Here is a 23,699-nt window from a genome sequence, read left to right as displayed (position 1 = left end):
AACCGGTTGTTAATTTCCTAATTAATATTAACCAGTTGGAAACTAATTGTTATATTTTTGGTTTTTTAATAAAGAAAAATACCAATAATTTGTAAAATCTATTTAAATATAGTCACCTATAATGTCGCTGCTCCATTGTTTAGAAGCATGATCCTCTTGACTCATAATTGAAGCTAAATAAATTTCAGTTGTTTTACGGTCGCTGTGTCCTAACGAATCTTTTATGCTATCTACATCGACGCCTGACTTCCTAGAAATAATAGCGAACGCGTGTCGCAAGCCATGAGGTGTAATTTTTATGCGTTTCTCTATACGATTTGACGTTCTATCATGGACATTTTCATGCTCAAAGTACGTGCATAGTTCATCTAGCTTTTCTTTTGCTTCAATTGGCAATAAAGCTAGTTGACTTTTAAAGTATTGGTCGAAATAAGAAGGGGAATAGGCTTTACCGCGATTGGTAGAAAAAACAGGACTGTTAGGCTCGGCTGTTTCAATTGGATCAAGCCCTCGAATTGCTCTGAACTCCCGAATAGCTTGTAATGTTTTAGGTAATAAGGGAATCTTTCGCTGCTTGTTACCTTTGGCGATAATATGTATATAATATCCACCATCTTGCGTTAGATTATCTTTATGAATGTCGGCAATCCTTAATTTACATAATTCATCATTACGTATACCAGTAGTCACCAGGAATAAAGTGAACGTAAACATTGGCACATGATTCATTTCGTTGAAAGTATCCAGCAGCAGCTTAACGTGTTCTGGACCAATATCGCGGTTCGGTCTATCTGCCTTTGAAACAGAGAAACCTTTCATGTAAGCATATAAAGGCCGATCAATATATTCCCACTCTAATAACTGTTTTAAAAAGCTCTTAATAATTGAAAACTTTTGAGCTAATGAAGCGTTACTATATTTTCGTTCCGTTGAACTGACCTGAGTTTTGCCATTTATGAGAAATTGCATGTATTTATCAATATGTTTTTTACGCAGACCTTTTAAAATAGAAATATGCCCACTTGCTTCATCAACCACACTGTCAGAAAAACTGAAATCTAATTCATCCCCATATTTCACGAAAGACTCAATAAAATCCGTTATCACAAAGTTATAAGTCAGGATTGTTTGTTTAGATCTTGTTTTATCCTTATTGATATGTGTATATCTAAATAAATAAAAAGCTAAAATCTCTTTGTCAGTAAAACCTTCAAATTCACTTCTGTTATTATCATCATTTTCATAACGTACTTCAGCTAAAGATGTATTTACAAAATCTCTAATTTGTTTTAAATCTAAATCTGATAATTTTTGATTGGTTAAACCTAAAGACTGATTTATAAGTGCAATTTCACTTTTGTTATTTAAATCTTTCATTGATGTCCTCCTAATTATTTTTAATTTAAACATTATTTATTAAGCATTCAATATTAATTATAACTTAATTCAAAGTTGTTCTCTAATCTATTTCTAATTCATCATTTTTAAATATACATAAAATAATAACTTATTATTTTATGTTTTATAATTATCATATTTTATAGTATTTCATTAATTAACGATAAATTTATATTTAATTAATTTATTATATATTTAATTCATATTTAAATTATAAAAAAGTAATAGCTTGTGAATTTAAGGAAATTTTATTATTTGCAACGAATAACTATCCTATTACAATGTCGAAAATCGTCTTTTGTTGCTATATCATATTTTTGTTTAATATATAAAATATAATATATTTACATCACTAGAAACATATGATATATTAAATGTGTTAATGCTTCTCATAAATCGCAATTAACATATGGATTGCTTCAATATGGTAGGACCAAGCTAAGCGACTTCATTTGTAGGGCCGAAAAAGAACAAATGATGATTGCTTACAGTAGTAATTACCCTGAAGCAAATCGCCCGGAGCCGTCTCTATTAGAGGCGGCTCCATTTTTGTGAGGGACACCTAATACATAGCAAAATCAGATTTTCGAAATTACATGTTTACTTGATAAAATATGTACAAGTTGGAAATATACCTAATTGCACTATATCCGCAAATAGATGAATTAATTTTTACTGTAAAGGAGAAATAAAAGAATGATGCTTATGGTTCAAACCAAAGAAATACAGTGTCCTAAATGTGATAGCGTACAAAAAGAAAATATACACAAATATGCAATGGATTCTAGTGAAATGGAAGGATCATTCCTTCGTAAATGCCAAAAATGTGAATGTGAATTTATCGTGGAATATGAATATCGCCCCTTTATAAAGACTTATGAAAAAGGAGCATTACGAATCTATAGCGAACAATCGACATCTGTTAAACAAAGTGTGTTACACCAAATAAAGTCTACTATAAAAGATTATTTCAACCGAATGGTCGGGGAATTATCAATTGAGCAAGCCGAACATTTCACTTTCAATCAGGATGTTCGAGATGATTTATTTAACTCTTTTTATAATGAGCATTTCAATAATTACGTCGTTTATGTAAGGTCTTTTGATGAATATTGTGATTATCCAAAAGATCGGTTAATTACACAAATCGAAAAATATGGACTGAAATATTATCAAGAAATTAAAGACCAAACCCCATCATCAGCACAATTAAAATATGCTTTAAATATGCAGGAAGATTTAAACACATCATTTCCAGTAAATACAGAGAATTATTATCTGTTCATGGCAATATTCTCGACACTTTTAGAGTTACATCAACCTATCAAGGAACAAAGAGAAAAAGAGCTGCAAAAAGAAATGGAAGAAGAAAATAAGCGAAAACAGCGAAGTGAGCCTGCAACAGAAAAACAAATCATTGCGATTCGAAATTCATTTAATTACTTCTCTAGAGGAAAACAACAATTAGATGAAGAAGCGTTAATTTCATTAAGTAAATATGATGCTAGCCAAATTTTTGATTTAATGGATCGTGGCCCTTATGCAGAACGAGTTGCACGTATTTGTGCTTACTTAGAAAATTCGAAAACTAAATCGCAATAACAAAGGGTGCGCGCTCTCTTGGTGAGTACCCTTTGTTATTGCGTGTTATAAATAAAGCCACTAATTAGATGTAGATGGGTATACATGGAACAATGGCTAGCTCAGTAAATAAATGAAAGTGGGAAAGAGTAGTATGAACGATGAAGAAATTAAAACAAGCCACCATAGCGAAGACCTTGCCGACCAACCGACGTACACCTTGAAGCAAGCTAGAGAAATTTTAAATGTCAGTAACACCACAATTTTTCGCTTAGCTAGCAATAATGATATTACAGGGGTAGAGTATGTAAGCGCATTTAACCCTAATCGGACCGTTACACATTATACACAAGAATCAGTTCACGCTTATAGAGATCGGAGCAAAGGGATAATTACCGTAAAAGATATTGTGAAGGAATACGGTCTTAATAGCTCGTTTGTTTTCAATGTATTAAAGGAAAATAACTTAGAATATACGATTAACGACGTGCATTTTTCAAAACCAACGGCAGTAATTTCGGAGGAAATTGCAACACGTTTATGTGAGCTACTAGCACAGAAAATCCAAAAATCTGAAAATCCATCACGTAAATCAGACTTTTACCGTAACGGTTATGGATTTCTGCAAAAGATGGAATCGCCAGACGGAACCGTTTGTAGATTACTATTTGGAGATAACGAAAATAAAAATAAATTAGGGGTTATGGTAGGGATAAACGATTTCAAATCAATTAAAGTGGCAATTAAAGAGGGGTATCTGCCCGCGTATGAAATTGCCAAGCTCCCTTCAACTCGCGTGCCTTATATAGTGATTGAAGCGTCGATGTATGGACCAATTGTAGAAATTATAGATGCTGCTTATGCGCAAATCGGGTATAAAAATATGTACATCAAGCCTTCAAAAGAAGGGAATATCAATCTTTATTTAAAAGAATGTACCTTAAAATTCTCGGATACCTCGGAGTTTACAGAAGAATGGCTCGCATCTTTAACGATTCAAAACAACGGTTCTATCAAAAAGGCAGGTATGGAATTAACGTTCTTAGCTGATAAGAAAGTAACTGTAAAAATTGATGATTCAGTACACAGCATGGTGAGCACATTAGCAAAGCAGATGAATAAAAGTCCGAACGAAGTATTAGAGGAATTGGCTTCAAGTTTCCTTAAAAACATGCAAAATAGTGATTTTAAGAAGTAAATCTCAATGTGCTATTTGATTGTATTTAAGTTATTTTACAATATTAAATAATCGGGAAGTGAAATTATGGGAGAAATCCTACCTATGGCCGAAGGAATAATAAAGTTTGTACAATCCGTTATGTTTTTTGGTCTAATCATGTTTGTTATTTCTTTAGGCTTTATTTTATTGACCAAATCTAATGAATCTGGAGGAACTACATCGGAAAGACGATACTACCTAAACAAACCCCTTAAAAAGATTAAAAAGCACTTAGAATTGAGTGAAAATGAAAATGAAAATAATAGAGAGACTGTTGAATTATTGATTAATCGTATCGATGAAATTTCTTATTCATTAAATAAACTATATGTTGTTGATAAAACTGCTATTAGAAAACAAAGTTTCGCTTACCTTGACGTTGCTTGTTATCACGAATATGAATCCGTAAAAAAATTAATAGAAATGATCGATAGAGGAATACCAATCACTCATGATAATGTAATGGAGCTTTTAGAGGCTATAGTAGAAGGACTTGAAAATAAATATGAGAACTTTATTCAATTATGTACAGAAGAACTTGTACAAGAAACAAAAGTATTAAAAAAACTACAACAAAAAGAAATTGAAGAAAAAATAATTAAACAGCAATAATAATAGCAGTAGTTGTAGTGTATCATTGATTGGTTGCAATGTATTAAGTACGAAATAATTAACGCTTTTTACCAGTAGGTCGATATATAATGAAGAAGCTTTTAAATTTATGCTAATCATAATAAAAAGGAGTATATCTAATGACACCAGTTACCGTAAATAAATTTGAAAATGAAAATAAGTTCTATTTAAACCAGCTTTTAAATGATTCAATTCCCGGAGATGATTATGATAGTGAGCGTAGAGTAGAGGACTTTAGCGAATATCGAGACTTTGTTTATGATGCTTTACTTAATAGTTTTGGGGAATTAAAGCATGAAGAAGTGAACGGATTAGAAACATATTTAAGAACTGAACGAGATAAAATAGATAACGATTTTTATTATGAAGTCCTTTATAAAAAATATCAAGATACTCTGGAAGAAAAGTATAATGAATACAGAAGGGACAGAGACAGAGAGTTAATAGATGGTCGTTATATTCCGGTAGTACATGATAAAAAAAACAGTTGTTATGCTTTGCAAACACAGTGTTTAACGCTCATGCACTTCATGAAGATTTGTAACGATTACTTTGAAAGTGTAACTGCTTTCCGTTCGGAAATTATGAATGTACCCTTACTTGAAGAAGGGAATTTCCAATATCAAATTACATGGGTTCACCCTTTTGGTGAACAAGCTGAAATAATAGTAGTTCATGCAAATTACCTCGCTGCTGCCGAATTAGTCGCTAAATACAAAATAGCTACTGAAAATAAAATAAGTGTTTTAAGTATTCAAATCTTGAAAGCTCAACAAATAGTATAAATACATAATTTAGACATCCTAACGGAATCAGAAATTGGAGTGATTCTTTTGAAACGCTATGTGTTAAGAGTAAATGATACTTCTTATGTTACCGAGATAAATTGGATCATCATTACAATTCCAGTAATAACAAAGGACCATTTGAAGATGTGCTCGTTCTTGAAGAAACCTATCTGAATGAGCCCATCGGACACAATGGCTATGACAAATCATCTATTCGTAAAGAATTAATAGAAACGCATTATCCAACGATCCAATTTGAGAAAGTAAAGATAGTTTTAGATAAATAAGTTTTTGTTAGCATTTCAACAACTGGCTTTAGTAGTTAAACCAAATTGTATTGAAAGAGTGATAATGGGAATGACGAAAACAGTAACTAAAGAAAATATCAACGATTTAATTGAAGAATGGCATGAAAACGACGACTTACATCAAGAGTTGCATGAGTTCTTAGGTTTAACTTGGGAGCAATATGCTCATTGGGTAAAAACCGATGAATTGCCGACTGAATAATCAGCATTCCGAACAAAGGACGTATTAGTATAAAGGGGATAATTAGAAATGAAAAAAAGCTTTTATATTGATTTAGGACAAAAAAGTAAAGCAGAAGTAATTATCGAGCGAAGTGAAGGTTATACATTAAAAGATTTTATGAATGAGATTAAAGATTCAGGTGATTGGTTTGAAGTGAACAATAGATCTATCCAAGTTAAATATATCAAACAAGTTATTGAAGTTTTTTAATATACATTGAAAACAAATAGCTTAGAAAGACTAGGGGAAGACGTATGGCACATCCAGTTAAAGAACAAGTAATCTCCATCCTCATACAAGATATATTCACTGTAGGAGAAAATGGTTTTGCTAGATTAGGTCAAGATGTATTAGGCAATCCAGAATTACCTTACCTAGCATTAAGAAATATTATACAGAAATACGCGGATTTTCAAACAGTAATTCCATTCAGCACCCTAAAAGTAGATACTGAATCTGAATGGTTCGAGCATGTATACACTTGGGCAACAAGAGAAGGTTTTCCGGATTTCAATAACATCATAAACCACAAATCGGGATTTCTTCTTAAAGTTTCTGATATAAGAGCCGATACCTTCCAATTGTACTTTACCCGAACTGATACCATAACAGAAGGAATGCAAGTGTTGGACAAATACTTGGAAACAAACATGGTGAACTACGTTTCATCAAAAATAATACAAGAGCCAATCAGAGAAGTAGACACACGCATTGTCTGTAACTTCATAGTGAATATGCTAACTGATGTTATTTTAGCGGAGAAAGAAAAACGTAAAAAACCTACTGCCAAAGATACAGAACGTTTGCTAGAAGCTATATATAGTACGGTACTTAGTAAAGAGGAAATAGATAAATAATTTAAATGGTGTTATACAATATTTAACCAATATCAGTTGTTTGTTTGTATAAAACAGTATATATTGTATGCCAAATGTACTTTTATCATCTTATTTTTAAATATACTTTTTACATATTCTCATATATAGTTGATGTACTATAATTAATATGTCAGTGTAATATATTAGTAGTTATATATAAGTTGCCATTACATCCTACATAAAGTAAAAGGAACACCCTTTTCTCTAGGATACCGCTTGTTTAAGTGTGTATGAACTAAGAGAGAAGGGTTTTTTCTTGCACAATCCATAAAAGTTGGTACAGTTATGACAAAAAGTGTTTCAATTTATAATTGAATAGTGTACTATAAAAATTACAAATTAATACTTCTTCAGAAAGTAGGATTTTTATGCTAAAACACCATGTAGTTTCTTTACTAAAAAAAGTCACGCGTTTTAATGAAGCCGGTAAACGCGATTTTATAGCAGCAGTCGAACACGCCCCAGGAGTATTTATATCAAAAGAGCCAGCTATAAAAGCTAGTTTAATGACCGCGCAACATGCACTTCCATTCGCAATTGCAGCTATGCTTACAAATACTTCACCGACAACAGTAGGGGACCAGATCCTCAATGTTGTAGTAAACGGTGTATTCTTAACCATTCCATACGTAAGAATGCTTGATTCAGTTGAGCGTTTTGAAACATGGAAAGTGTTAGCTGATACTTCAAAAAGACGTTTATTAGACTGGCATAAAGTGCTGGCCGCAGCAAATCAAACTGGTATAAAAGCATTTATGACTTTATCAATTGCAGCTGCACTCGCAATGGCAAATGGGTATATCAGCGGAAACTTTAGTAATGGGTTACTTTGGTCCACAGCCTTTTTCTTCGGGATGGCTATTCCATGTAACTTGATCGGCCAATTGACGACGTATCGCACGAAATACTTAATGTATATGACAGAATCAATTGAAGCGGATTTAAAAAAACACTAATAAAAATTACATAAGAAGGCAGGAAATTAATTATGGCTACAACTAAAACCTTAACAATTAATAATAACGACTTTGTATCCGGGAAAATCGAACAAGCACTTGAATTTTTTGAGGAAGAATTAAAATGGGATGCTGTTATGAATCATCGTGCAATTCAAATTGTATTCGAACAGTTAGCCATGTAAGTATCCTTGAACATAATACTTACAAAGTGAAATGGTATAAGCGACTATTAACTGAACGCCCAGAGTACATTTATTTTGTAATACCTGAGCAATTCCATGAAATGCTTCACATTTTATTAAACGAAGCTCAACATAAAAACCTCTTAAAGCAAATTCAGAGTGGTGAGTTAGCTCATATTGGGGATTTACCTGAAATGGATGCTAATTTGAAGACGTTTATACTGGAGTCGCTTGAAGAGTTAACCAAACAATACGAAACACCGTTAGATTTAATGTTTAAGGTATACCAAGAAGTAGCCTCTATCTAATTATAGAGAGGGAAGAACATATGAAAAATTTAATCATTTCAACCAAGAAAGTGTTTGTAGTTTCGGTCTTAGCGAGCGCGGTATTAGCTGGCTGTTATGAAACGGGCGGTAACTATAAAGAATTAGCTAATCAAGAAGGGGAAAATAACGCTGGAACCGTTCAAGAAGAAACCGGCCTTACCGATGAAGTAATTGGAGCTGCTGCAGAGCTAGTTGTCGATGCTGTAGCCGATAAAGTTGTACCAACTGACAGTGAACTGACGGAGGAATCCATTTCCGATACAGCCAATACAGTTATTGACGCCGCAAAAAAGATTGTTAAAAGTGACTCCAGTGAACAATTTTCAGGATATAAACGTATCGAAGTGGATGCTTGTAATTTATCCGGACATCGTGAAACTAATGTTGTAGTTGACATTGGTATGGGCGATCGAGAATATTTTGCATTTACGAACGAGCACGGTCAATTAGTTAAAGTTGTTGCTGATAAAATTATTTTACAAGATGACCGTACAGAATCAGTCACATCATCGGGAAGATACTGTAATGATGAAGCAAAAGTACCCGGTGTAGAAAGTAAAAACCTCGATGAAGGGCATGTTATAGCCGATAGCATGGGCGGTGTATCAAATGCTTATAATATCACGGCTCAAAATAGCACTCTTAACCGACACGGTGATCAAGCGTACATGGAGGACGCGATTCGTAAAGCCGGCGGTGCAACTAATTTTGAAGCCATTATCACATATCCGAATACCGACACACAGATCCCTTCAAGTTATCAGTATACCTATACGATAAAAGGGAGAGTCATTGTTGATAAATTTGAAAATGTGAACCCTGATGAAGTAAATAAATCGCTAGGATTAACGGGTAAAAAGCATTCTAATTCAACTAGTTCAAGTATAAATGATGATATTTCAAGTATTGATACAGACGGGAATGGACAGGTAACCATTAAAGAAGCAAAAGCTGCCGGTTTCAAAATGCCGATTTCGAGTACGCATTGGCTTTATAAATATATGGATGATCGAGATAATGACGGCCTGGTAGGAGAGTAAGCCTCTAATACTAGGAGGCACTACTACCAAACTAACGAAGGAGGAATTTAGTTTGGAAGCATATTATAAAAAATCTGAAATTGCTGAGCTGTTAAATATTAAAGAAACAAAGGTTTATCACCTTGTGAAAGAGGGATTAATCTTAGCAGCACCCAATCCTTTTAATGCGCGTAAGGAAAATGTTTATTACAAAGAGCAAGTAGACAGGTTAGTGGAAATCGCTAAAAAGTATGAAAGCTTTTTAACGACAGGTGAGACCGCCAAGTTATTAGACATTACCCCCGCGCAAGTTCGTCGTATTATAGAACAAAACGATATTGAATTTGACGAAATTGAGAACTCGCATTTAGGTAAGAAAAAAAGAATCGTAATTTCTCCTGAAAATGTAGAGCGCATAAAGGGATATGCTGATAAAATAAGACAATCGCCACGCTATTCAAAGCATACCTACTATAGTAAAAAATATAACATTGCTGAATCTCAACTATTTTTAGATAAGAAACAGCAGGGTGTTCGTGTGCACTATTTTGAACAGAAAGATGATTGGGGCTTTACGATACAAGGTCAGTTCATGCCATATGAACCGGCAGTCAATCTGTTTCAGTTAAAACCGGCTTATCCGATCAACCGTAAACAAGAATATTCACCATATTCTACAGAATTTACAGTTTCAATTCCTTCTCAATTGCCGCTCCTGGACTTTTTCTATGAACAGCGCGGAATAGAGAACATGGTTATTATTGACTCTGACAGAACTACTACTCAAACGATAAAGTTTAATGTATCTACAGCAGTAGTACATTTTAGCGATAAGATTAGCATGGACGAAACCATAGCATTGCTGAAAGCTTGTGTTACAGCTGGAGAAGTCGATGTAATAGGTGAGGAAATCTTTTTAAATGGCAGTACACGCCGCTTAAACACAACTATTGATACGAACCTTTACAATAAACTTTTTGCTGAAGCAGCAGCATTAAATACCGATATGAATAGAGTGCTAGAACATATATTATCTGAACATTTTAACATTAAAGAAGAATCATAATCCTACCTGTGTGCCATTCGTCTTGTTGCGTTTGCCACAGGTATACATACACTGGAGGAAATACATATGTGCAACAAGAAGAAATCTAATAAAATCGTTAAATTATATATTTGTCATGAATGTCACGGCCAAATCAGAGAATTTGAGGGCTTTACCGTGTACCAAAACACACTTTATTGCGACAGCTGCTATATCCAAAACCTTGATAACTTTGACTTGTCTGACTACGTTCAAAGAGAAGTTATGATTAAGGATGATCAGATCCTGGCGAATGGCGCGGACTTATTAAATTACACACTTGACGAGTACGACAATTACTCTAAATACCGTCTTCATATAATTGACTAAAAAAATACACAAAAGAGAGAACTATTTATCATCAAATTTTATTGCTTTACATTATTAAAATTTAAATAAAGCGGTTGTAGTTATGAATATAACTATAACCGCTTCTTTCATAAAACTTTTTTGCTTACTACTATCTTTAACTAAAATTAAGGGAAAGGAACAATTGCCCATCCTATCACGAAGATTGTCAACATAAATACCCCAAAAAAAATACTTATACCCAAACCCCAAAAATAAGTGATCTGCTTTTTTTGTTTAGTAATGAAACAAATCCTATAACAGAAGAAATGACTATCCATGAACTAAAGGTATTTTCAAATTGTAAATTGTATCCTGAAAGCAAAGTGATATTAATAATCGCTAAGGAAATCAGGCCCATAACTATACTCAGCCATCCCAACTGTGGGCTTTTAATAAAGATTGATCATTTATAATAAAGTTTGATAAAAACCTGTATGGAATAAAGGTTTCTTATTCAACAATCGGGCCATATTGTGGAGTAAGTAAAGATGCTGATTAATAACCATCAAGCGCGATTCTTCAATAAGAAGGCGGCCAAATTTCTATAAGACCTATTTTTAATTAATATGAGTAGTATTATGACGATATAGCAATTAGTACTTACTTCTTGGAGGAAACAATCATGAAAAACAAATTACTATTCTCAGCAATGGCTTTAGCAATTGCTACACCGGCTATTGTCGTACCAATGAACAGCTCAACTGTTGAAGCTGCTACATATGATAAAGTTTTTAAAGATGTTACAAAGAAGAATGTGAACTATGATATTATTCACGAAATGGCGTCACAAGGAGTGATCAATGGTTACGAAGATGGTACATTCCGAGGTGGTTTAGAAATCACTCGCCAACACGCAGCATCATTAGTTTATCGCTACTTAGGTGGAAAATTAGCTATCGTTAATAAAAACGTGAAGATGCCAAGCGATTTAAATGAAAAGAATAGCCATGCGAAAGCTGTATATGCATTAATGCAAGCCGGTTTATTGTCTGCTGACTTAAATAATAAAGTTAATCCGAATGCGCCTTTAACTCGTGCTGAAATGGCAAAAATCTTAGTAGTAGCCTTTGATGTGAAAATTAAAGCTCAATACGATTTTGCTGACACAATTAATGGCGACGCGGAAACACGTGATTATGTACGTGCCCTCTATTCAAACGGTATTACCACAGGTTATTTAGAAGATGCCACATTCCGCCCGACTGAATCATTAACGCGTCAACAATTCGCCGTATTTATGCACCGTTCCATTAATGTTGATCCCGAGTTTGTAGCGGAACCGATTGAATTACCAAAAGAAGAGGGAGTCATTGAAATTCCGACTACAGGCTATAATCCTTATGAACTTAATTTAGAAAAAACACCGGCTTCTGAATATGAGAAATATAGTGATAAATATTCGGATATTAAAACAGACAAGCTAAAATCCCCAAAAGTAGGTAATTTATCGGCAGAAGAATTATATAATTTCCAGAAACAACAATTAGCTATGTATAAAGAACATTTGAAAGCGGATGTCAATATAGGAATGCCATCGACATCTTTAAAAGAATTGTATGTTGAGGGATTTGCAAGTCGTGAAGGTATTTCAACAGCTGAAATGGTTAAAATATTCAATTATCTTCAAAGTACAGGCGCGGTTTATAAAGGCAATAAGTTTGCAATCTACTATAAGTTTTCAGATGTTGATAACGCTTATTCATTCTACATAGTTGAAAGAAGACGATAATATATCTTTAAAACTTAAGATAAATCTATCTAAAGTAAAAAAAATAAAATAAATAATTTATTTATCCCCTTATTCCACAATCGGGCGCTTTAATTGAATATTCGCATCCCGAAATAATCAAAATTTATTATAAAAACCAAACTAGATAAATAAAGAAACCAACTGTTTTGATCAAACTTTGTTTCAAAACAGTTGGTTTCTTTCTGTATAAAATCAGCGTTTGCAACTTACTTTTAATCGAGCTTTGTTAAAATGCCACAGAGAAATCTACCTATCCCACCAGTTAAAATGATTGAATTCATAGATACTATTTCAAATTACACAGATTTTGAGAAAAAAGAGAGGTTTAAAAATTATAAAGGCTATATCTTATTACAAGAAAGACTGTATTTCCTTAGAGGTATTGATAATAAATTTAACTACATATCACTAGGGAATCCTATTGAAGATAGAATATCAACAACTCAATTCAAAGATTTATATGACAGAAAATTAGTAGGGGGTAATGGCAGAGCTATTTACAATGCCATTTTTAAGAGTACTGAAATTTGTCCTACATGTTTATTAAGGGGGATAGATCAAGTAGACCACTTCTTACCCAAATCAAAATATCCATTATATTCGGTATCTCCCTTGAATCTTGTTCCTATATGCGAAAAATGTAATGGTGTTAAATCAGCTAAAGATGCAAATACTTTTACATTTATACACCCATATTTTCATGAACTTAATGATTTAACATGGTTAAAAGCAAGAATCCATATCGATTCAAATATTATTGGATTTAACTACTTTATGGATATACCAGATACACTAGAAAATCATATAGAACTAGAAAAAGTGATATCTGAATATTTAAAAGCCTTAAAATTATTACCTTTATATAATTCAAAAGCTAGTGAATTGCATTCTAATATGCAAAATATTTTTAGAGATATGTATGATGTTGGTGGAAAAGAGACCGTCTTAGCACTTTTTAAATCATTTTATAAAAAAGGTTGTAAAATCGGTACATCTAATTCTTCTGAAGCCGTATTTTATAAAGCATTAATAGATGATGATTAAATTAATAACTATCTTATACATAATTTTACAGAAAACGATGATTTAGATTCCATACAAATCAAATGTTAACTATGGGATTTATTAGAATTTTACAGAAAGTTTTTGCTTTATGTTTTAAAGAAAAGAGGGTCTTATTTTAAGGCCCTCTTTTCTTCGTCTATTTATACAAATAAATAGAATTAAGAGGAAATTAAACCATTAATTAGTTATAATGATTTATAATTATAAATTGGTGGTGTTTAACGTGACTGTTCAAATAGTAGAAAAGAAACAAGATAAAGACGGTGGGTATTATGCAATAAAAGGTTTTATTTATCAATTTGATCTAACCTTAAAAGAAATAATTTCAAACCCAGGAACGCCAATAAATTTTGAAAATCAGCAAGATATAGATTACGAAAACTATGTTATCCAAGTTAAGCACAAAGAGACAGCAAATTTTAGTTTGTCCAAAGTAAAATCAGCAATTATTCAACTGTTCCAATTAAGCTTATTAGATAGTGAAAAAAAGTTTAAATTATATAGTCATTTTAAAGATAAAGATCCTGGGGATACTCAAAGACTTTCTGAGAGAATTACTATGGATCAACTAGATAAGATTTTAGGAGAGAATCCTTATAATTTAGATGATAAAGATAGATTTATAAAAAACTTTGAAATCGTTTTTTTACATAATTTTGATGAGACTTTTAATCAACTGATAAATTTAATTAAGCAAAAATACGGTTTAGCAAACACTGAGATAGCCTTATATTATCATGCTATGTTTCAGACCGAACTTACACAGTTAGCAATTAAAACACGTACATCAAGAACTATTTCAAGTTACGATTTAGATTCAATAATTGAGAATAATAACAAAGTAATATTTTATGAAGGATATAGGCTTTATATGTCTGAAGATAAATATATAAAATTGCTTAGAGATCAATACTTTACACATAGAAAACCTCATATTGTACCACATGAAAGAATATTTATTATAGAATGTGGACCTAATGAGTTAAAGGAAAATTTAATTGATATTGTATATAAAATTAGTGACAAATTTTATCGTGATGGGGTTCAGACAAGTAAAACTCCAGCCCCATTTATATGTTTTAGAAATCTAAGTGAAAACAACTTAATAGACCTGAAAATAACATTGTTAGATAATAACTTTTATTTTAATGATGGTACTTTTTTTTATGGTGATAAATTGAGGGTTGAGACATTGTTAAGTGATAGAGGAAAAGAATACAAGGTTCGTTTAATAGATGAAAATCTGTTAAAAATTTTAGAAGGGTTAAAATCTGTAGAAACTTATCAATTTTTTAAAAGTACTCCAATTGAAGTAGATTATAAATCAAAAAATATAAAGTTAAGCATTAATAGTCTAGAAAATGTTTTGAAGATAATTAGTTAAAATATTGGGAGGTTAAAAAATGTCTAAAATTGCACAGGTAATTTCTGTTCTACCCGATAAAATAAAAATTCGTGTTACTGATATAAACGAATTTAAGGTTGATAGTGAAAAGTTTACTGTGGGTTCATACTTAAGAGTTTCTGATCATGAAGACGGAGCCTTATTATGCATGATTGAGAATTTTTCGATTGAAAAAAAGGAAGTTAAAAATAGTGAAGAAACAAAAGATGACTATATTTTGGAAGCAGCGCCTATAGGGTTTATTGATAGTAATGGGAATTTTACTCGTGGAGGAAATAATATCGCAATACCTCCAACTGGTGTTGAATTGGCAAAGAAAGTCGAAGTGCAACAAATCTATGATGGAATAGATGAAAATGCAAAATTTTGTTTTTCTAAATTATTACAAGATCATCAAATTACCGTTCCGGTTGAAGGAAATAAGTTCTTTAATAAACATATTGCTATTATGGGTTCTACAGGCTCAGGAAAATCACATTCCGTTACGGCTATCTTACAAAAAGCTATATCTGAAAAGAAGGATAACGGTTTTTCATTAAACAATTCTCATATAGTATTATTTGACATACATTCAGAGTATAAATCTGCATTTCCAGAAGCTAATTTTATTGATGTAGATAGTTTGAAATTACCATATTGGTTAATGAATGGCGAAGAATTGGAAGAGTTATTCGTAGAATCTGGAGAGAATCAATCATATAATCAATCTTCAGTTTTAAGGAGGGTTATTACCTTAAATAAAAAGATTCAAAATAGTGATATTGAAAATATAACATTTGATACACCTGTTAAATTTTCAATGAAGGAGGTAATAAATTGTATATCAAATTTGGCTAATGAAACTAAAAACTCAAAAAAGCCAAACTCCTTTTGTATTAAAGATGACAACAAAGAATTTTTAGAAGAGGAAGAAAAATTAAGATATTATTTTAATTCGATATTAGAATTTGATGAAACTAAACAAGGGAGTATTAGTAAAGGGAACTATAATGACGGTTCATTAGAAAAATTCAAGTCACGTATTACAACTAAAATTAATGACAACAGGTTAGCATTTTTATTTGGTGATGATTCATATAATATAACATTTGAAGATACATTGAGAACAATTATAGGATATAATCCTGATAAAAAATCTAACATAACAATAATTGACCTTAGTGGAGTACCTTTTGAAGTGTTGAGTATAACAGTGTCATTAATCTCAAGAATGTTATTTGATTTTGCATATACTTATAAAAAGCTTATTGATGTAGGACAAGAAAATCAACCTTTACCAATATTGGTTGTATATGAAGAAGCACATAAATATGTTCCGAAAATAAAAAACGCCAAGTATAATTCTTCAAGAGTAGCAATTGAGAGAATAGCTAAGGAAGGTAGAAAATACGGAATATCATTAATGATTGTTAGTCAAAGGCCTTCCGAAATATCAGAAACTATATTTTCTCAATGCAGCAATTTTATTACTATGAGACTAACTAATCCAGATGATCAAAGTTATGTTAAACGGCTTTTACCAGATATAGTAGGTCCGATAACGGATTCACTACCAACATTAAGAGAAGGTGAAGCGATTTTAATAGGTGAAGCAATAAATATGCCATCTTTAGTAAGAATTGATATGTGTAATCCAGAGCCTACTTCAAAGAATATTCAATTCTTAAAAGAATGGAAAGAACCATGGTTTAATTTTGATATTTCAAAGATAACAGACATATTAAAAAGATAGTCATAAAATACATTTAGAGCATTAATTATGATGCCATTTGCTATGAAAAATTTTATAAGATAAAGAAAGTAGCTCATGATTTTTTAATCATGAGCTACTTTTTTTCTTTTTTCTTAAGACGATTAAAGATTTCATTAGATATGTTTAAAATCATTCTAATATCGTCCTCACTTTTATCCTCAAGCGTATTGAATAAAATTTTCAAAAGTTTTTTTAATATTTTTGGTTTCTTCATTAATTTTGCTATCTGGAATTAGAACACTTGCTGGGTCTACGCAAGTAGAAAATAATCAAACTTTTTTATAAAAACTAAACTTAAAAATGCTATGGAGAATTCATTTTGATCAATCTATTTTCAAAATGGATTATTCTTATTAAACGTAAAATAAGGATTTACGAGGTATTTCTTCTCAAACTTTATTTCAAAGCTACATTATCTTCTGTTCCGGTATAAATGGCAGCCCATGTAACATCAACATTTTCCATTGCAATTTCTACTTCTTCAACTTCATATAGGTCATCTAACGAAATATACGCTTCTACAACAGTTTCCTCCGGCAAACTATTTATAACTATAATTATTAATTATACAGCCATTGCTGGCATGAGTTCATAGAACGGACTCATGTCAGTTTTTTCGTTAAATATAAACTTAAAGAATAGGTGCCTAAATCACTCGAATAAAAAATTTTTTTCAATAGTTGTTATTTTTCAAACTTACCTTTCTATATATCATATAACTATTTATTAGGGGTGTTGGAATGAATAATGCTCGAGTGAATTTAATAAATGCTGAAGGACCTTTTACCGAAGAGAGATTAAAGACTGAATTAACTAACAATATTTCTGCTATTGGAGCAAAACACTTTTGGGAACAAGGGTGGACTGGCAAGGATGTGGTCATTGCTATATTGGACACTGGATGTAATTATCACCATTTGGATTTAAAGGAACGTATTATTGGCCGGTATAATTTTACCAATGAATCGAATGGAGATGTAACTAAAATTGAAGATTACAACGGGCATGGTACACATGTGGCTGGGATAATAGCAGCTACGCTAAATGGAAATGGCATAGTTGGAGTTGCGCCTAATGCAAATTTACTTATTTTAAAGGTTTTAAACCATAAAGGCAGCGGCACAACAGAATCGTTGGTTAAAGCCATCGATTATGCCGTAAATTGGATAGGACCTAACAATGAGAAGGTTAATATATTATCTTTATCATTAGGATTATCATCTTCTAATGAAATCCTACATAATGCGATAAAACAAGCACTGGATAATGATATTGCTGTTGTTGTTGCCTCCGGTAACGAAGGGGATGGGGATTTATCAACTGACGAATATTCTTATCCTGCAGGTTATGAGGAAGTGATTGCTGTCGGTGCAATTGATACTAATTTTGCCTTAGCTAGCTTTAGTAATACTAATAAAGAAGTGGATATTTATGCTCCAGGGATTGATATTAAATCTACTTATTTAAAAGATAATTTTGAAAGTTTATCCGGAACTTCAATGGCAGCTCCTCATGTTTCAGGTGCTTTAGCTTTATTGATTAACAAATATGAAAATTTAAACAAAAAAAAGCCAACTGAACAAGAATTATTTGATTATTTAATGCAGCACACGACTAAAGTAAAAGTGGGAGATTATGGACAGACAATTTCTATACTTAACCTTGCGCTAGACGTTAATTTAGAGGATGAAACTAATGATAACTTTGAAGAAGATACTTTAGATAAATCGTTACTACTTAAATGTTTTTGTGAAGCTCGAAAAACACAGGCTTTCTTTACACAATGTTTGAGTGAACAATCTTCAGAAAAAGAAAGGGAATTTTTAATATCACTAATTAAAGAATCTGCATCCACAGCCTCATATATAAAAATGTGTGCGAAAGAGTGTGATTATTTGTAAAATTATGTTAGAATAACTAATATATATGCCCATGTCTTCCTCATTGGAAAATAAATAGTTTTACACACACTTAAGAACGTGCGCTCTGAAAAAAATAAGAGTGATACGCTTTTTTTACACACATTACAGAACATACGTTCTTAAACAGGGGGATTTTACTGGTGAATAAATGGAATGAAGAGAAAATTAGACAATTCGAGACAGAAAATTCTGAATTCTTAAAGAATAACTTGGTTGTTTCCTTTCTTAACACATCTCAAAATAAAGAAGTGTATTTGGAGACAATATCAAATCCAACACCTGAAAATATGAAAAAATTAGATATTTTATTTAAAGATTTCTATTTTAATATTCGATTTGTTTCACATATTTCCACAACGCTGAAATTCAACTCAATAAATTACGATAAACGAGCAAAACTGATCCAAGCCAGATTTCTTACAACACTTGATGCGGCAATTAATCCATTGGAAGGTGAGCCAACAACCTTTGGTGATTTAGTAGCTGACGAAAAAGCAGAGACCTTTTTTGAAAGGGCCATTTCAAATGGAAGTCTCGAACATCAAATTACTAGTCCTCTACTAAATGATGCCTATAAGTCCTTGACAACAAAGCAAAAAGAGATTATTAACCTTGCTTATGTTGAAGGACTAAATGATACAGAAATTGGTTTGATTTTAAATAAAACGCAACAGGCAGTTTCTAAAGCGCATAAAAAAGCATTAGAAAAATTGCTACATTACATTAACAGCCACAAATAGTGTGGCTGTTAATGTAAAAAAAAGAGAAGGGGGATTTATTCTTTATGGTGACAGAGCCAACTGATTGGGTAATGATTATAGGGAACTTTGGGTTTCCTATTGCAATAACAATGTATCTTTTTATTAGATTCGAAAAGAAAATAGAAAAATTGGAGTTAAGTATTAGTAAATTATCTGATGTTATTAGAGAGTTTAGAAGGGATTGAACAAATAAATGACACAAGATTTAAAAGCACTTGTAGAAAAATCTAAAAATGATGACAAAGCTTTATTATCGGTAATAAATTATTTTGAACCGAAATTAAAACATCACCTATATCAAACACATCCATTTCATAGAGAAGATCTTCGTCAGGACTTAATGATTAAACTAATACAAACCATAAGAAAATATGATGTAGAGTCTGTTCCTGGTTTTTGGGATATGAAACAAAAGTATAATGAATCAAAAACCAATGAAAAAAAATTTATAAATAAATTTAAATAAAAGTTGTTACTTTTAATACTTTTTCTTCTTTAACTAATATAACTAATATGGTGGCATAGCCAAGTGGTAAGGCAAAGGTCTGCAAAACCTTCATCCTCGGTTCGAACCCGAGTGTCACCTTTTAAAACAAATTTAGGGGGATAAATTTTATGGAAATCATCGTTTACTCTAGTAAAAGTTGTGGACATTGTTCAAACCAAAAGGACTTTTTAAATAAAAATGGCATTGCTTTCGAGGAAAGAGATGTTAACAATAACGAACAATACTTTAAAGAGTTTAAAGCATTAGGTGGGGTAGGAGTACCACTTACTCTATTGAAGGAATCAGGAGAAACTAAAGCTGTAATTAGTGGATTCGATAAGCAAAAACTTTCAGAAATTTTAATTCCACAATAAAATACAAGCATTAGTTTCAAATTTAACCCACTATTAAAGTGGGTTTTTTTATATCCGCGCCGTATTAAGTAGAACGTGGTGATTTATCAATATTTTATTTATTCTCCAACCTTGTCTTTTATCCAACAATCACTTATAATTTAACTATTATTTTTTACTTTAACTTATTATGTAGACCGATGTTTCTAACATTCGTGTTATACGACTTTGAACTTACAAACAGCCTATGGGTTGAACTAACGAAATCTATTTACAGGATAAATGTGTCCTTTTATAGATTTAACTGTTCTTTTCCATCTGCTGTTTTTTTTTGTCCTCATTTTTAGCCAATTAAAGCCCGTATAAGAGAAAGTAATTGCTGCCCAAACATTTTGACTACAAGTTTGTTAATCGTTAATTAGAAGGTAGCTTAACGTAAAAAATAGGTATTCATATGTAAAACGCTACTTATTTTAGGAGGAATTTAAAATGACAGAAGTAAAAGTATTAATCAAACCATTTGAAGTAATTGAGGACCAGATTATTGAATTAGCAACTTTTCAATATTATGCATATGTTGATCACCAGTTTTATTACGACTATGCGACATTGGAAGATTTAAATAATCGTGGCAAATTCGGTGTAAGGGCAGGGGATTTAAGGTTATTCAATATAGATACAAATACTATTGAGAATTTCCCCATCTATACAAAGCAATTCGTAAAGAACACTCCCCCTAATTTCTGCATCACACTAACCGACACTCGGCCTAACTCCAAACAAAAGGTTCCACTTGACCTATTTGATACTATTCACATTAACTATTCAGAACTGGATATTTATGAAGAAGAAAGCAGCAGCTTGATTGCTTACAAGAATGTACATACAGGTCAACTAACTTATTACACAAGAGAAACTCAAAGCCAAATAACAACTATCAATACGTATAAAACATATGTGTACGGATTCTTACCGCTAAGTATTCGTGTTGATGAAAAGGTTGATAAGCAGACAGAACATCACTATGAAGGTGCCGTGTTAACAGTACGAATTTACCGAGAATACTTTAAGTCGCGTAACCAAAAGAAATACCATTTTAGACGTTTCTACAAAGATGTGGAAATACCTATTATGTATGACTATGGCTTTGCCGACCATCCATTTGTCAAAATCAATATGAACTATGACAGTGCGTATAATTTTAAAGAATTGAGTAAATCGAACTTATTAAAAGAAGTCTTTGCTGATGAAATATTAGAAGATCCGCGCAAAAACTGGATTGACTAAACCATTCAACAGCTCACAAAAGGAAACGGTCCATATTTATCGGTGCCACAACTATCAGGAGGAATTATTATGTATAACATTAAAGACGAAGTTGTAACGAAAACATTTGAGGTAACACCTGCAGCAGCTCTAGAATTTGCCGACAATCAGCATTATGTCGTTATAGATTATTCGTTCAATATGAATTTAGAGGAATATAAAGAGCAATCAGACGTGGGTAATGTAGGCATTGAGGGCGGCACATTGTATCTGTACAATCTTGAATCGCAAACTATCGAAAACTTTACATTATGGACTAACGACTTTGATGAAGAGCATAACATACCACAATTTTATGTATGTTTACCTGACCCAGAGGACGACGATGAATTAATTGACTATGATTTAAAGGGCAATTTCGATATTGAATACTGCGAATCTCGGATTTCTACGGATGTTGCTGTGTGCGGTTTTATCAATAAAACTGACGGCAACTTTTTTTATTTCCTAGATTCTGATGTGCAAAGTAATCTTGGTGAAACGCCTTTCCAAGACGGAAATGTTCATTTCAAGCTAGTAGCAAGAAGGGTGTTCTCGAAAATCAATGATTTAAATGAAAGAGAGACCTTTATTGAACTAATGGTTTACAAGGTTGCTACTGAGTATCCACATTTTTGGATCTGCCCGAAAGATTACGCGCCAAAAGTTGAAATAGATGAAGAGGGTAACAAATTTATCAGATTCGATTATCATGATAATTCAGTGATCCATTTAAGTGAATTTGCTTCATCACCGATTATCAGCAAAATGTACGAATGTAAAAGATAAGTTTAAAAGTATTAAAAATTTTGCATCAATTAGAAACGCGCTATTAAAAGCGTTATAAACATTGGGAGAAATATTTTTCAATTCCTCCCATGTTTTTTATCAAAAAAATACTATATAAAATCATTAAATTCAGAATATTAACCTCATTTTTACAAAAAATGAAAAAAACATTTTTATCCATACAATTATTTACATCAAATGGAATATTTTAAAGACTTTAACATTATATATTAATTTAATTTAATGGTCTATTATATAATTAAAGTAAATTAGTTCTATTTAATAACCATTAACATCACATTATAATAAGACAAGTGATAGAAAGAATTGTTATTTAAATATAATATTGTAAAAATGCTTTTTTGATTTGTTGTGTGAACGAATTATTATAAGAAGAATATCTATAGACGGGAATCCCCTGTCTTGTATGCCGCTTTTGTGTGTTTTCTTTAGCAATTGAATCGTTGTTTAACAGCAACTTTATTCATGATTCAAGCTAACAGGATTCTTTTTTGCGTGCGTTACAGGATAGGGGATTTTATTAGTTTCAAAGGAGAGTAAATCTATGAACTTACTAGGTATATTAGAAACGCCTGAGTTAGTTGAAGAAAAGCAAAGTAAACCTAGAACAGCAGGCAGACGCTTTAGTGAAGATTCAACAATATTCAAAAAGAAATTAAAGAAATCCCATGCTTTTATCGGTGAAAAAATTCTGTTTTCACGAAAATCTCACATGGTTAAAGGTATTGTTATTGCCTACCGGGAACATTCCGTAATCGTTGAAATATCTCAAGCCGACTCTAAGCGAATCAACATTAAAAATACAATTACTGTGGTGAATCATAAAAATTATGAACTTATTTAGTAAAGCTGAACTCTGGCAAGTTACGATATGTCATTCACACGACAAACAGTCATTGCAGTTACAAATACAATTGAATGAGCGCGCTATGTTTACACAATATTTGTTTGAACGTATGCGTACATTTGAAAACGTACTTGTATCCAGTTACGAAAAAAAGTATTTCTTCTTTCCAGAATTTCGTTTCTATATCGAGCCATCAACGTACACCATGAACCGTTCAACATTATGGGTACTACCAATGACTATAAATGAGCCCATTACTATTCCATTGTGTATGAAGGAGATACAGAAT

At 31.9% G+C, this 23,699-nt stretch carries 26 protein-coding genes and 1 tRNA gene; 25 read left to right on the top strand and 2 right to left on the bottom strand.

The window, feature by feature from the left end:
* Nucleotides 1-102 precede the first annotated feature (102 nt).
* Nucleotides 103-1,377, bottom strand: a complete 1,275-nt coding sequence (locus ACQKN3_RS14775; RefSeq protein WP_427712752.1) for a tyrosine-type recombinase/integrase — start codon at nt 1,375-1,377, stop codon at nt 103-105.
* A gap of 717 nt (nt 1,378-2,094) precedes the next feature.
* Between ACQKN3_RS14775 and ACQKN3_RS14770 the strand changes: the two genes are divergently transcribed.
* From ACQKN3_RS14770 to ACQKN3_RS14695, 16 genes are all read left to right on the top strand, one after another.
* On the top strand, nt 2,095-3,000 hold the full coding sequence (locus tag ACQKN3_RS14770; protein WP_427712749.1) for a hypothetical protein: 906 nt from the start codon (nt 2,095-2,097) through the stop codon (nt 2,998-3,000).
* A 133-nt stretch (nt 3,001-3,133) separates the two neighbouring features.
* The gene (locus ACQKN3_RS14765) at nt 3,134-4,177 is read left to right on the top strand and encodes a hypothetical protein (RefSeq protein WP_427712746.1); all 1,044 of its coding nucleotides are present in this window, start codon (nt 3,134-3,136) and stop codon (nt 4,175-4,177) included.
* 66 nt (nt 4,178-4,243) lie between these two features.
* Nucleotides 4,244-4,810 (top strand): hypothetical protein, encoded by a 567-nt coding sequence (locus tag ACQKN3_RS14760; protein ID WP_427712744.1) that lies wholly within the window; start codon nt 4,244-4,246, stop codon nt 4,808-4,810.
* 140 nt (nt 4,811-4,950) lie between these two features.
* Complete coding sequence (locus tag ACQKN3_RS14755; protein WP_427712742.1) at nt 4,951-5,616, top strand: hypothetical protein; 666 nt, start codon at nt 4,951-4,953, stop codon at nt 5,614-5,616.
* Between the two features lie 360 nt (nt 5,617-5,976).
* The gene (locus ACQKN3_RS14750) at nt 5,977-6,129 is read left to right on the top strand and encodes a hypothetical protein (RefSeq protein ID WP_427712739.1); all 153 of its coding nucleotides are present in this window, start codon (nt 5,977-5,979) and stop codon (nt 6,127-6,129) included.
* Between the two features lie 48 nt (nt 6,130-6,177).
* Entirely contained in the window at nt 6,178-6,360 is a 183-nt protein-coding gene (locus ACQKN3_RS14745; protein WP_427712736.1) for a hypothetical protein, read from the top strand.
* Nucleotides 6,361-6,404: 44 nt separating this feature from the next.
* On the top strand, nt 6,405-7,007 hold the full coding sequence (locus tag ACQKN3_RS14740; RefSeq protein WP_427712733.1) for a hypothetical protein: 603 nt from the start codon (nt 6,405-6,407) through the stop codon (nt 7,005-7,007).
* 389 nt (nt 7,008-7,396) lie between these two features.
* Nucleotides 7,397-7,984 carry a hypothetical protein gene (locus ACQKN3_RS14735; protein WP_427712731.1) on the top strand — a complete coding sequence of 196 codons (588 nt, stop codon included), beginning with the start codon at nt 7,397-7,399 and terminating at the stop codon, nt 7,982-7,984.
* A gap of 32 nt (nt 7,985-8,016) precedes the next feature.
* Complete coding sequence (locus tag ACQKN3_RS14730) at nt 8,017-8,169, top strand: hypothetical protein (protein ID WP_427712728.1); 153 nt, start codon at nt 8,017-8,019, stop codon at nt 8,167-8,169.
* A 358-nt stretch (nt 8,170-8,527) separates the two neighbouring features.
* A complete protein-coding gene (locus ACQKN3_RS14725) occupies nt 8,528-9,538 on the top strand; it encodes a DNA/RNA non-specific endonuclease (RefSeq protein WP_427712725.1) in 1,011 nt (336 codons plus the stop codon).
* 52 nt (nt 9,539-9,590) lie between these two features.
* The gene (locus ACQKN3_RS14720; RefSeq protein ID WP_427712723.1) at nt 9,591-10,583 is read left to right on the top strand and encodes a hypothetical protein; all 993 of its coding nucleotides are present in this window, start codon (nt 9,591-9,593) and stop codon (nt 10,581-10,583) included.
* A gap of 66 nt (nt 10,584-10,649) precedes the next feature.
* Nucleotides 10,650-10,931 (top strand): hypothetical protein, encoded by a 282-nt coding sequence (locus tag ACQKN3_RS14715; protein WP_427712720.1) that lies wholly within the window; start codon nt 10,650-10,652, stop codon nt 10,929-10,931.
* A gap of 643 nt (nt 10,932-11,574) precedes the next feature.
* Nucleotides 11,575-12,681: an S-layer homology domain-containing protein gene (locus tag ACQKN3_RS14710; protein ID WP_427712717.1), complete on the top strand. Its 1,107-nt coding sequence runs from the start codon at nt 11,575-11,577 to the stop codon at nt 12,679-12,681.
* A gap of 252 nt (nt 12,682-12,933) precedes the next feature.
* Nucleotides 12,934-13,746 (top strand): HNH endonuclease, encoded by an 813-nt coding sequence (locus ACQKN3_RS14705; RefSeq protein ID WP_427712714.1) that lies wholly within the window; start codon nt 12,934-12,936, stop codon nt 13,744-13,746.
* A 244-nt stretch (nt 13,747-13,990) separates the two neighbouring features.
* Entirely contained in the window at nt 13,991-15,151 is a 1,161-nt protein-coding gene (locus tag ACQKN3_RS14700) for a hypothetical protein (RefSeq protein WP_427712711.1), read from the top strand.
* A 19-nt stretch (nt 15,152-15,170) separates the two neighbouring features.
* Nucleotides 15,171-16,904 carry an ATP-binding protein gene (locus ACQKN3_RS14695; RefSeq protein ID WP_427712709.1) on the top strand — a complete coding sequence of 578 codons (1,734 nt, stop codon included), beginning with the start codon at nt 15,171-15,173 and terminating at the stop codon, nt 16,902-16,904.
* Nucleotides 16,905-17,321: 417 nt separating this feature from the next.
* Here the strand turns inward: ACQKN3_RS14695 and ACQKN3_RS14690 are convergent, their stop codons facing one another.
* Nucleotides 17,322-17,465 carry an anti sigma factor C-terminal domain-containing protein gene (locus ACQKN3_RS14690; RefSeq protein WP_427712705.1) on the bottom strand — a complete coding sequence of 48 codons (144 nt, stop codon included), beginning with the start codon at nt 17,463-17,465 and terminating at the stop codon, nt 17,322-17,324.
* Nucleotides 17,466-17,665: 200 nt separating this feature from the next.
* Here ACQKN3_RS14690 and ACQKN3_RS14685 point away from each other — a divergent pair, with 200 nt between their 5' ends.
* The 9 genes from ACQKN3_RS14685 (at nt 17,666) to ACQKN3_RS14645 (ending at nt 23,407) form a co-directional block, all read left to right on the top strand.
* Entirely contained in the window at nt 17,666-18,826 is a 1,161-nt protein-coding gene (locus tag ACQKN3_RS14685; protein WP_427712702.1) for a S8 family peptidase, read from the top strand.
* 161 nt (nt 18,827-18,987) lie between these two features.
* Nucleotides 18,988-19,587: a sigma factor-like helix-turn-helix DNA-binding protein gene (locus ACQKN3_RS14680; RefSeq protein ID WP_427712699.1), complete on the top strand. Its 600-nt coding sequence runs from the start codon at nt 18,988-18,990 to the stop codon at nt 19,585-19,587.
* Between the two features lie 44 nt (nt 19,588-19,631).
* Complete coding sequence (locus ACQKN3_RS14675) at nt 19,632-19,793, top strand: YvrJ family protein (protein WP_427712696.1); 162 nt, start codon at nt 19,632-19,634, stop codon at nt 19,791-19,793.
* An 8-nt stretch (nt 19,794-19,801) separates the two neighbouring features.
* A complete protein-coding gene (locus ACQKN3_RS14670) occupies nt 19,802-20,074 on the top strand; it encodes a helix-turn-helix domain-containing protein (RefSeq protein WP_427712693.1) in 273 nt (90 codons plus the stop codon).
* 49 nt (nt 20,075-20,123) lie between these two features.
* Nucleotides 20,124-20,194 (top strand) — tRNA-Cys (locus ACQKN3_RS14665).
* Between the two features lie 29 nt (nt 20,195-20,223).
* Nucleotides 20,224-20,469: a glutaredoxin family protein gene (locus tag ACQKN3_RS14660; RefSeq protein ID WP_427712690.1), complete on the top strand. Its 246-nt coding sequence runs from the start codon at nt 20,224-20,226 to the stop codon at nt 20,467-20,469.
* A 468-nt stretch (nt 20,470-20,937) separates the two neighbouring features.
* On the top strand, nt 20,938-21,735 hold the full coding sequence (locus ACQKN3_RS14655) for a hypothetical protein (protein ID WP_427712687.1): 798 nt from the start codon (nt 20,938-20,940) through the stop codon (nt 21,733-21,735).
* 69 nt (nt 21,736-21,804) lie between these two features.
* A complete protein-coding gene (locus ACQKN3_RS14650) occupies nt 21,805-22,542 on the top strand; it encodes a hypothetical protein (RefSeq protein ID WP_427712684.1) in 738 nt (245 codons plus the stop codon).
* 565 nt (nt 22,543-23,107) lie between these two features.
* On the top strand, nt 23,108-23,407 hold the full coding sequence (locus tag ACQKN3_RS14645; RefSeq protein ID WP_427712681.1) for a DUF2187 family protein: 300 nt from the start codon (nt 23,108-23,110) through the stop codon (nt 23,405-23,407).
* Nucleotides 23,408-23,699 lie beyond the last annotated feature (292 nt).

The organism is Solibacillus sp. NPDC093137 (genome assembly GCF_050280445.1).
GTDB classification, from domain to species: domain Bacteria; phylum Bacillota; class Bacilli; order Bacillales_A; family Planococcaceae; genus Solibacillus; species Solibacillus isronensis_B.
This window is presented reverse-complemented; position numbering and strand designations above follow the sequence as displayed.

Bases quoted from the DNA above. Each gene is read 5' to 3' on its own strand.
- ACQKN3_RS14775 (WP_427712752.1), bottom strand. From the start codon at position 1,377: ATGAAAGATTTAAATAACAAAAGTGAAATTGCACTTATAAATCAGTCT.
- ACQKN3_RS14770 (WP_427712749.1), top strand. From the start codon at position 2,095: ATGATGCTTATGGTTCAAACCAAAGAAATACAGTGTCCTAAATGTGAT.
- ACQKN3_RS14765 (WP_427712746.1), top strand. From the start codon at position 3,134: ATGAACGATGAAGAAATTAAAACAAGCCACCATAGCGAAGACCTTGCC.
- ACQKN3_RS14760 (WP_427712744.1), top strand. From the start codon at position 4,244: ATGGGAGAAATCCTACCTATGGCCGAAGGAATAATAAAGTTTGTACAA.
- ACQKN3_RS14755 (WP_427712742.1), top strand. From the start codon at position 4,951: ATGACACCAGTTACCGTAAATAAATTTGAAAATGAAAATAAGTTCTAT.
- ACQKN3_RS14750 (WP_427712739.1), top strand. From the start codon at position 5,977: ATGACGAAAACAGTAACTAAAGAAAATATCAACGATTTAATTGAAGAA.
- ACQKN3_RS14745 (WP_427712736.1), top strand. From the start codon at position 6,178: ATGAAAAAAAGCTTTTATATTGATTTAGGACAAAAAAGTAAAGCAGAA.
- ACQKN3_RS14740 (WP_427712733.1), top strand. From the start codon at position 6,405: ATGGCACATCCAGTTAAAGAACAAGTAATCTCCATCCTCATACAAGAT.
- ACQKN3_RS14735 (WP_427712731.1), top strand. From the start codon at position 7,397: ATGCTAAAACACCATGTAGTTTCTTTACTAAAAAAAGTCACGCGTTTT.
- ACQKN3_RS14730 (WP_427712728.1), top strand. From the start codon at position 8,017: ATGGCTACAACTAAAACCTTAACAATTAATAATAACGACTTTGTATCC.
- ACQKN3_RS14715 (WP_427712720.1), top strand. From the start codon at position 10,650: ATGTGCAACAAGAAGAAATCTAATAAAATCGTTAAATTATATATTTGT.
- ACQKN3_RS14710 (WP_427712717.1), top strand. From the start codon at position 11,575: ATGAAAAACAAATTACTATTCTCAGCAATGGCTTTAGCAATTGCTACA.
- ACQKN3_RS14705 (WP_427712714.1), top strand. From the start codon at position 12,934: ATGCCACAGAGAAATCTACCTATCCCACCAGTTAAAATGATTGAATTC.
- ACQKN3_RS14695 (WP_427712709.1), top strand. From the start codon at position 15,171: ATGTCTAAAATTGCACAGGTAATTTCTGTTCTACCCGATAAAATAAAA.
- ACQKN3_RS14685 (WP_427712702.1), top strand. From the start codon at position 17,666: ATGAATAATGCTCGAGTGAATTTAATAAATGCTGAAGGACCTTTTACC.
- ACQKN3_RS14675 (WP_427712696.1), top strand. From the start codon at position 19,632: ATGGTGACAGAGCCAACTGATTGGGTAATGATTATAGGGAACTTTGGG.
- ACQKN3_RS14670 (WP_427712693.1), top strand. From the start codon at position 19,802: ATGACACAAGATTTAAAAGCACTTGTAGAAAAATCTAAAAATGATGAC.
- ACQKN3_RS14660 (WP_427712690.1), top strand. From the start codon at position 20,224: ATGGAAATCATCGTTTACTCTAGTAAAAGTTGTGGACATTGTTCAAAC.
- ACQKN3_RS14655 (WP_427712687.1), top strand. From the start codon at position 20,938: ATGACAGAAGTAAAAGTATTAATCAAACCATTTGAAGTAATTGAGGAC.
- ACQKN3_RS14650 (WP_427712684.1), top strand. From the start codon at position 21,805: ATGTATAACATTAAAGACGAAGTTGTAACGAAAACATTTGAGGTAACA.
- ACQKN3_RS14645 (WP_427712681.1), top strand. From the start codon at position 23,108: ATGAACTTACTAGGTATATTAGAAACGCCTGAGTTAGTTGAAGAAAAG.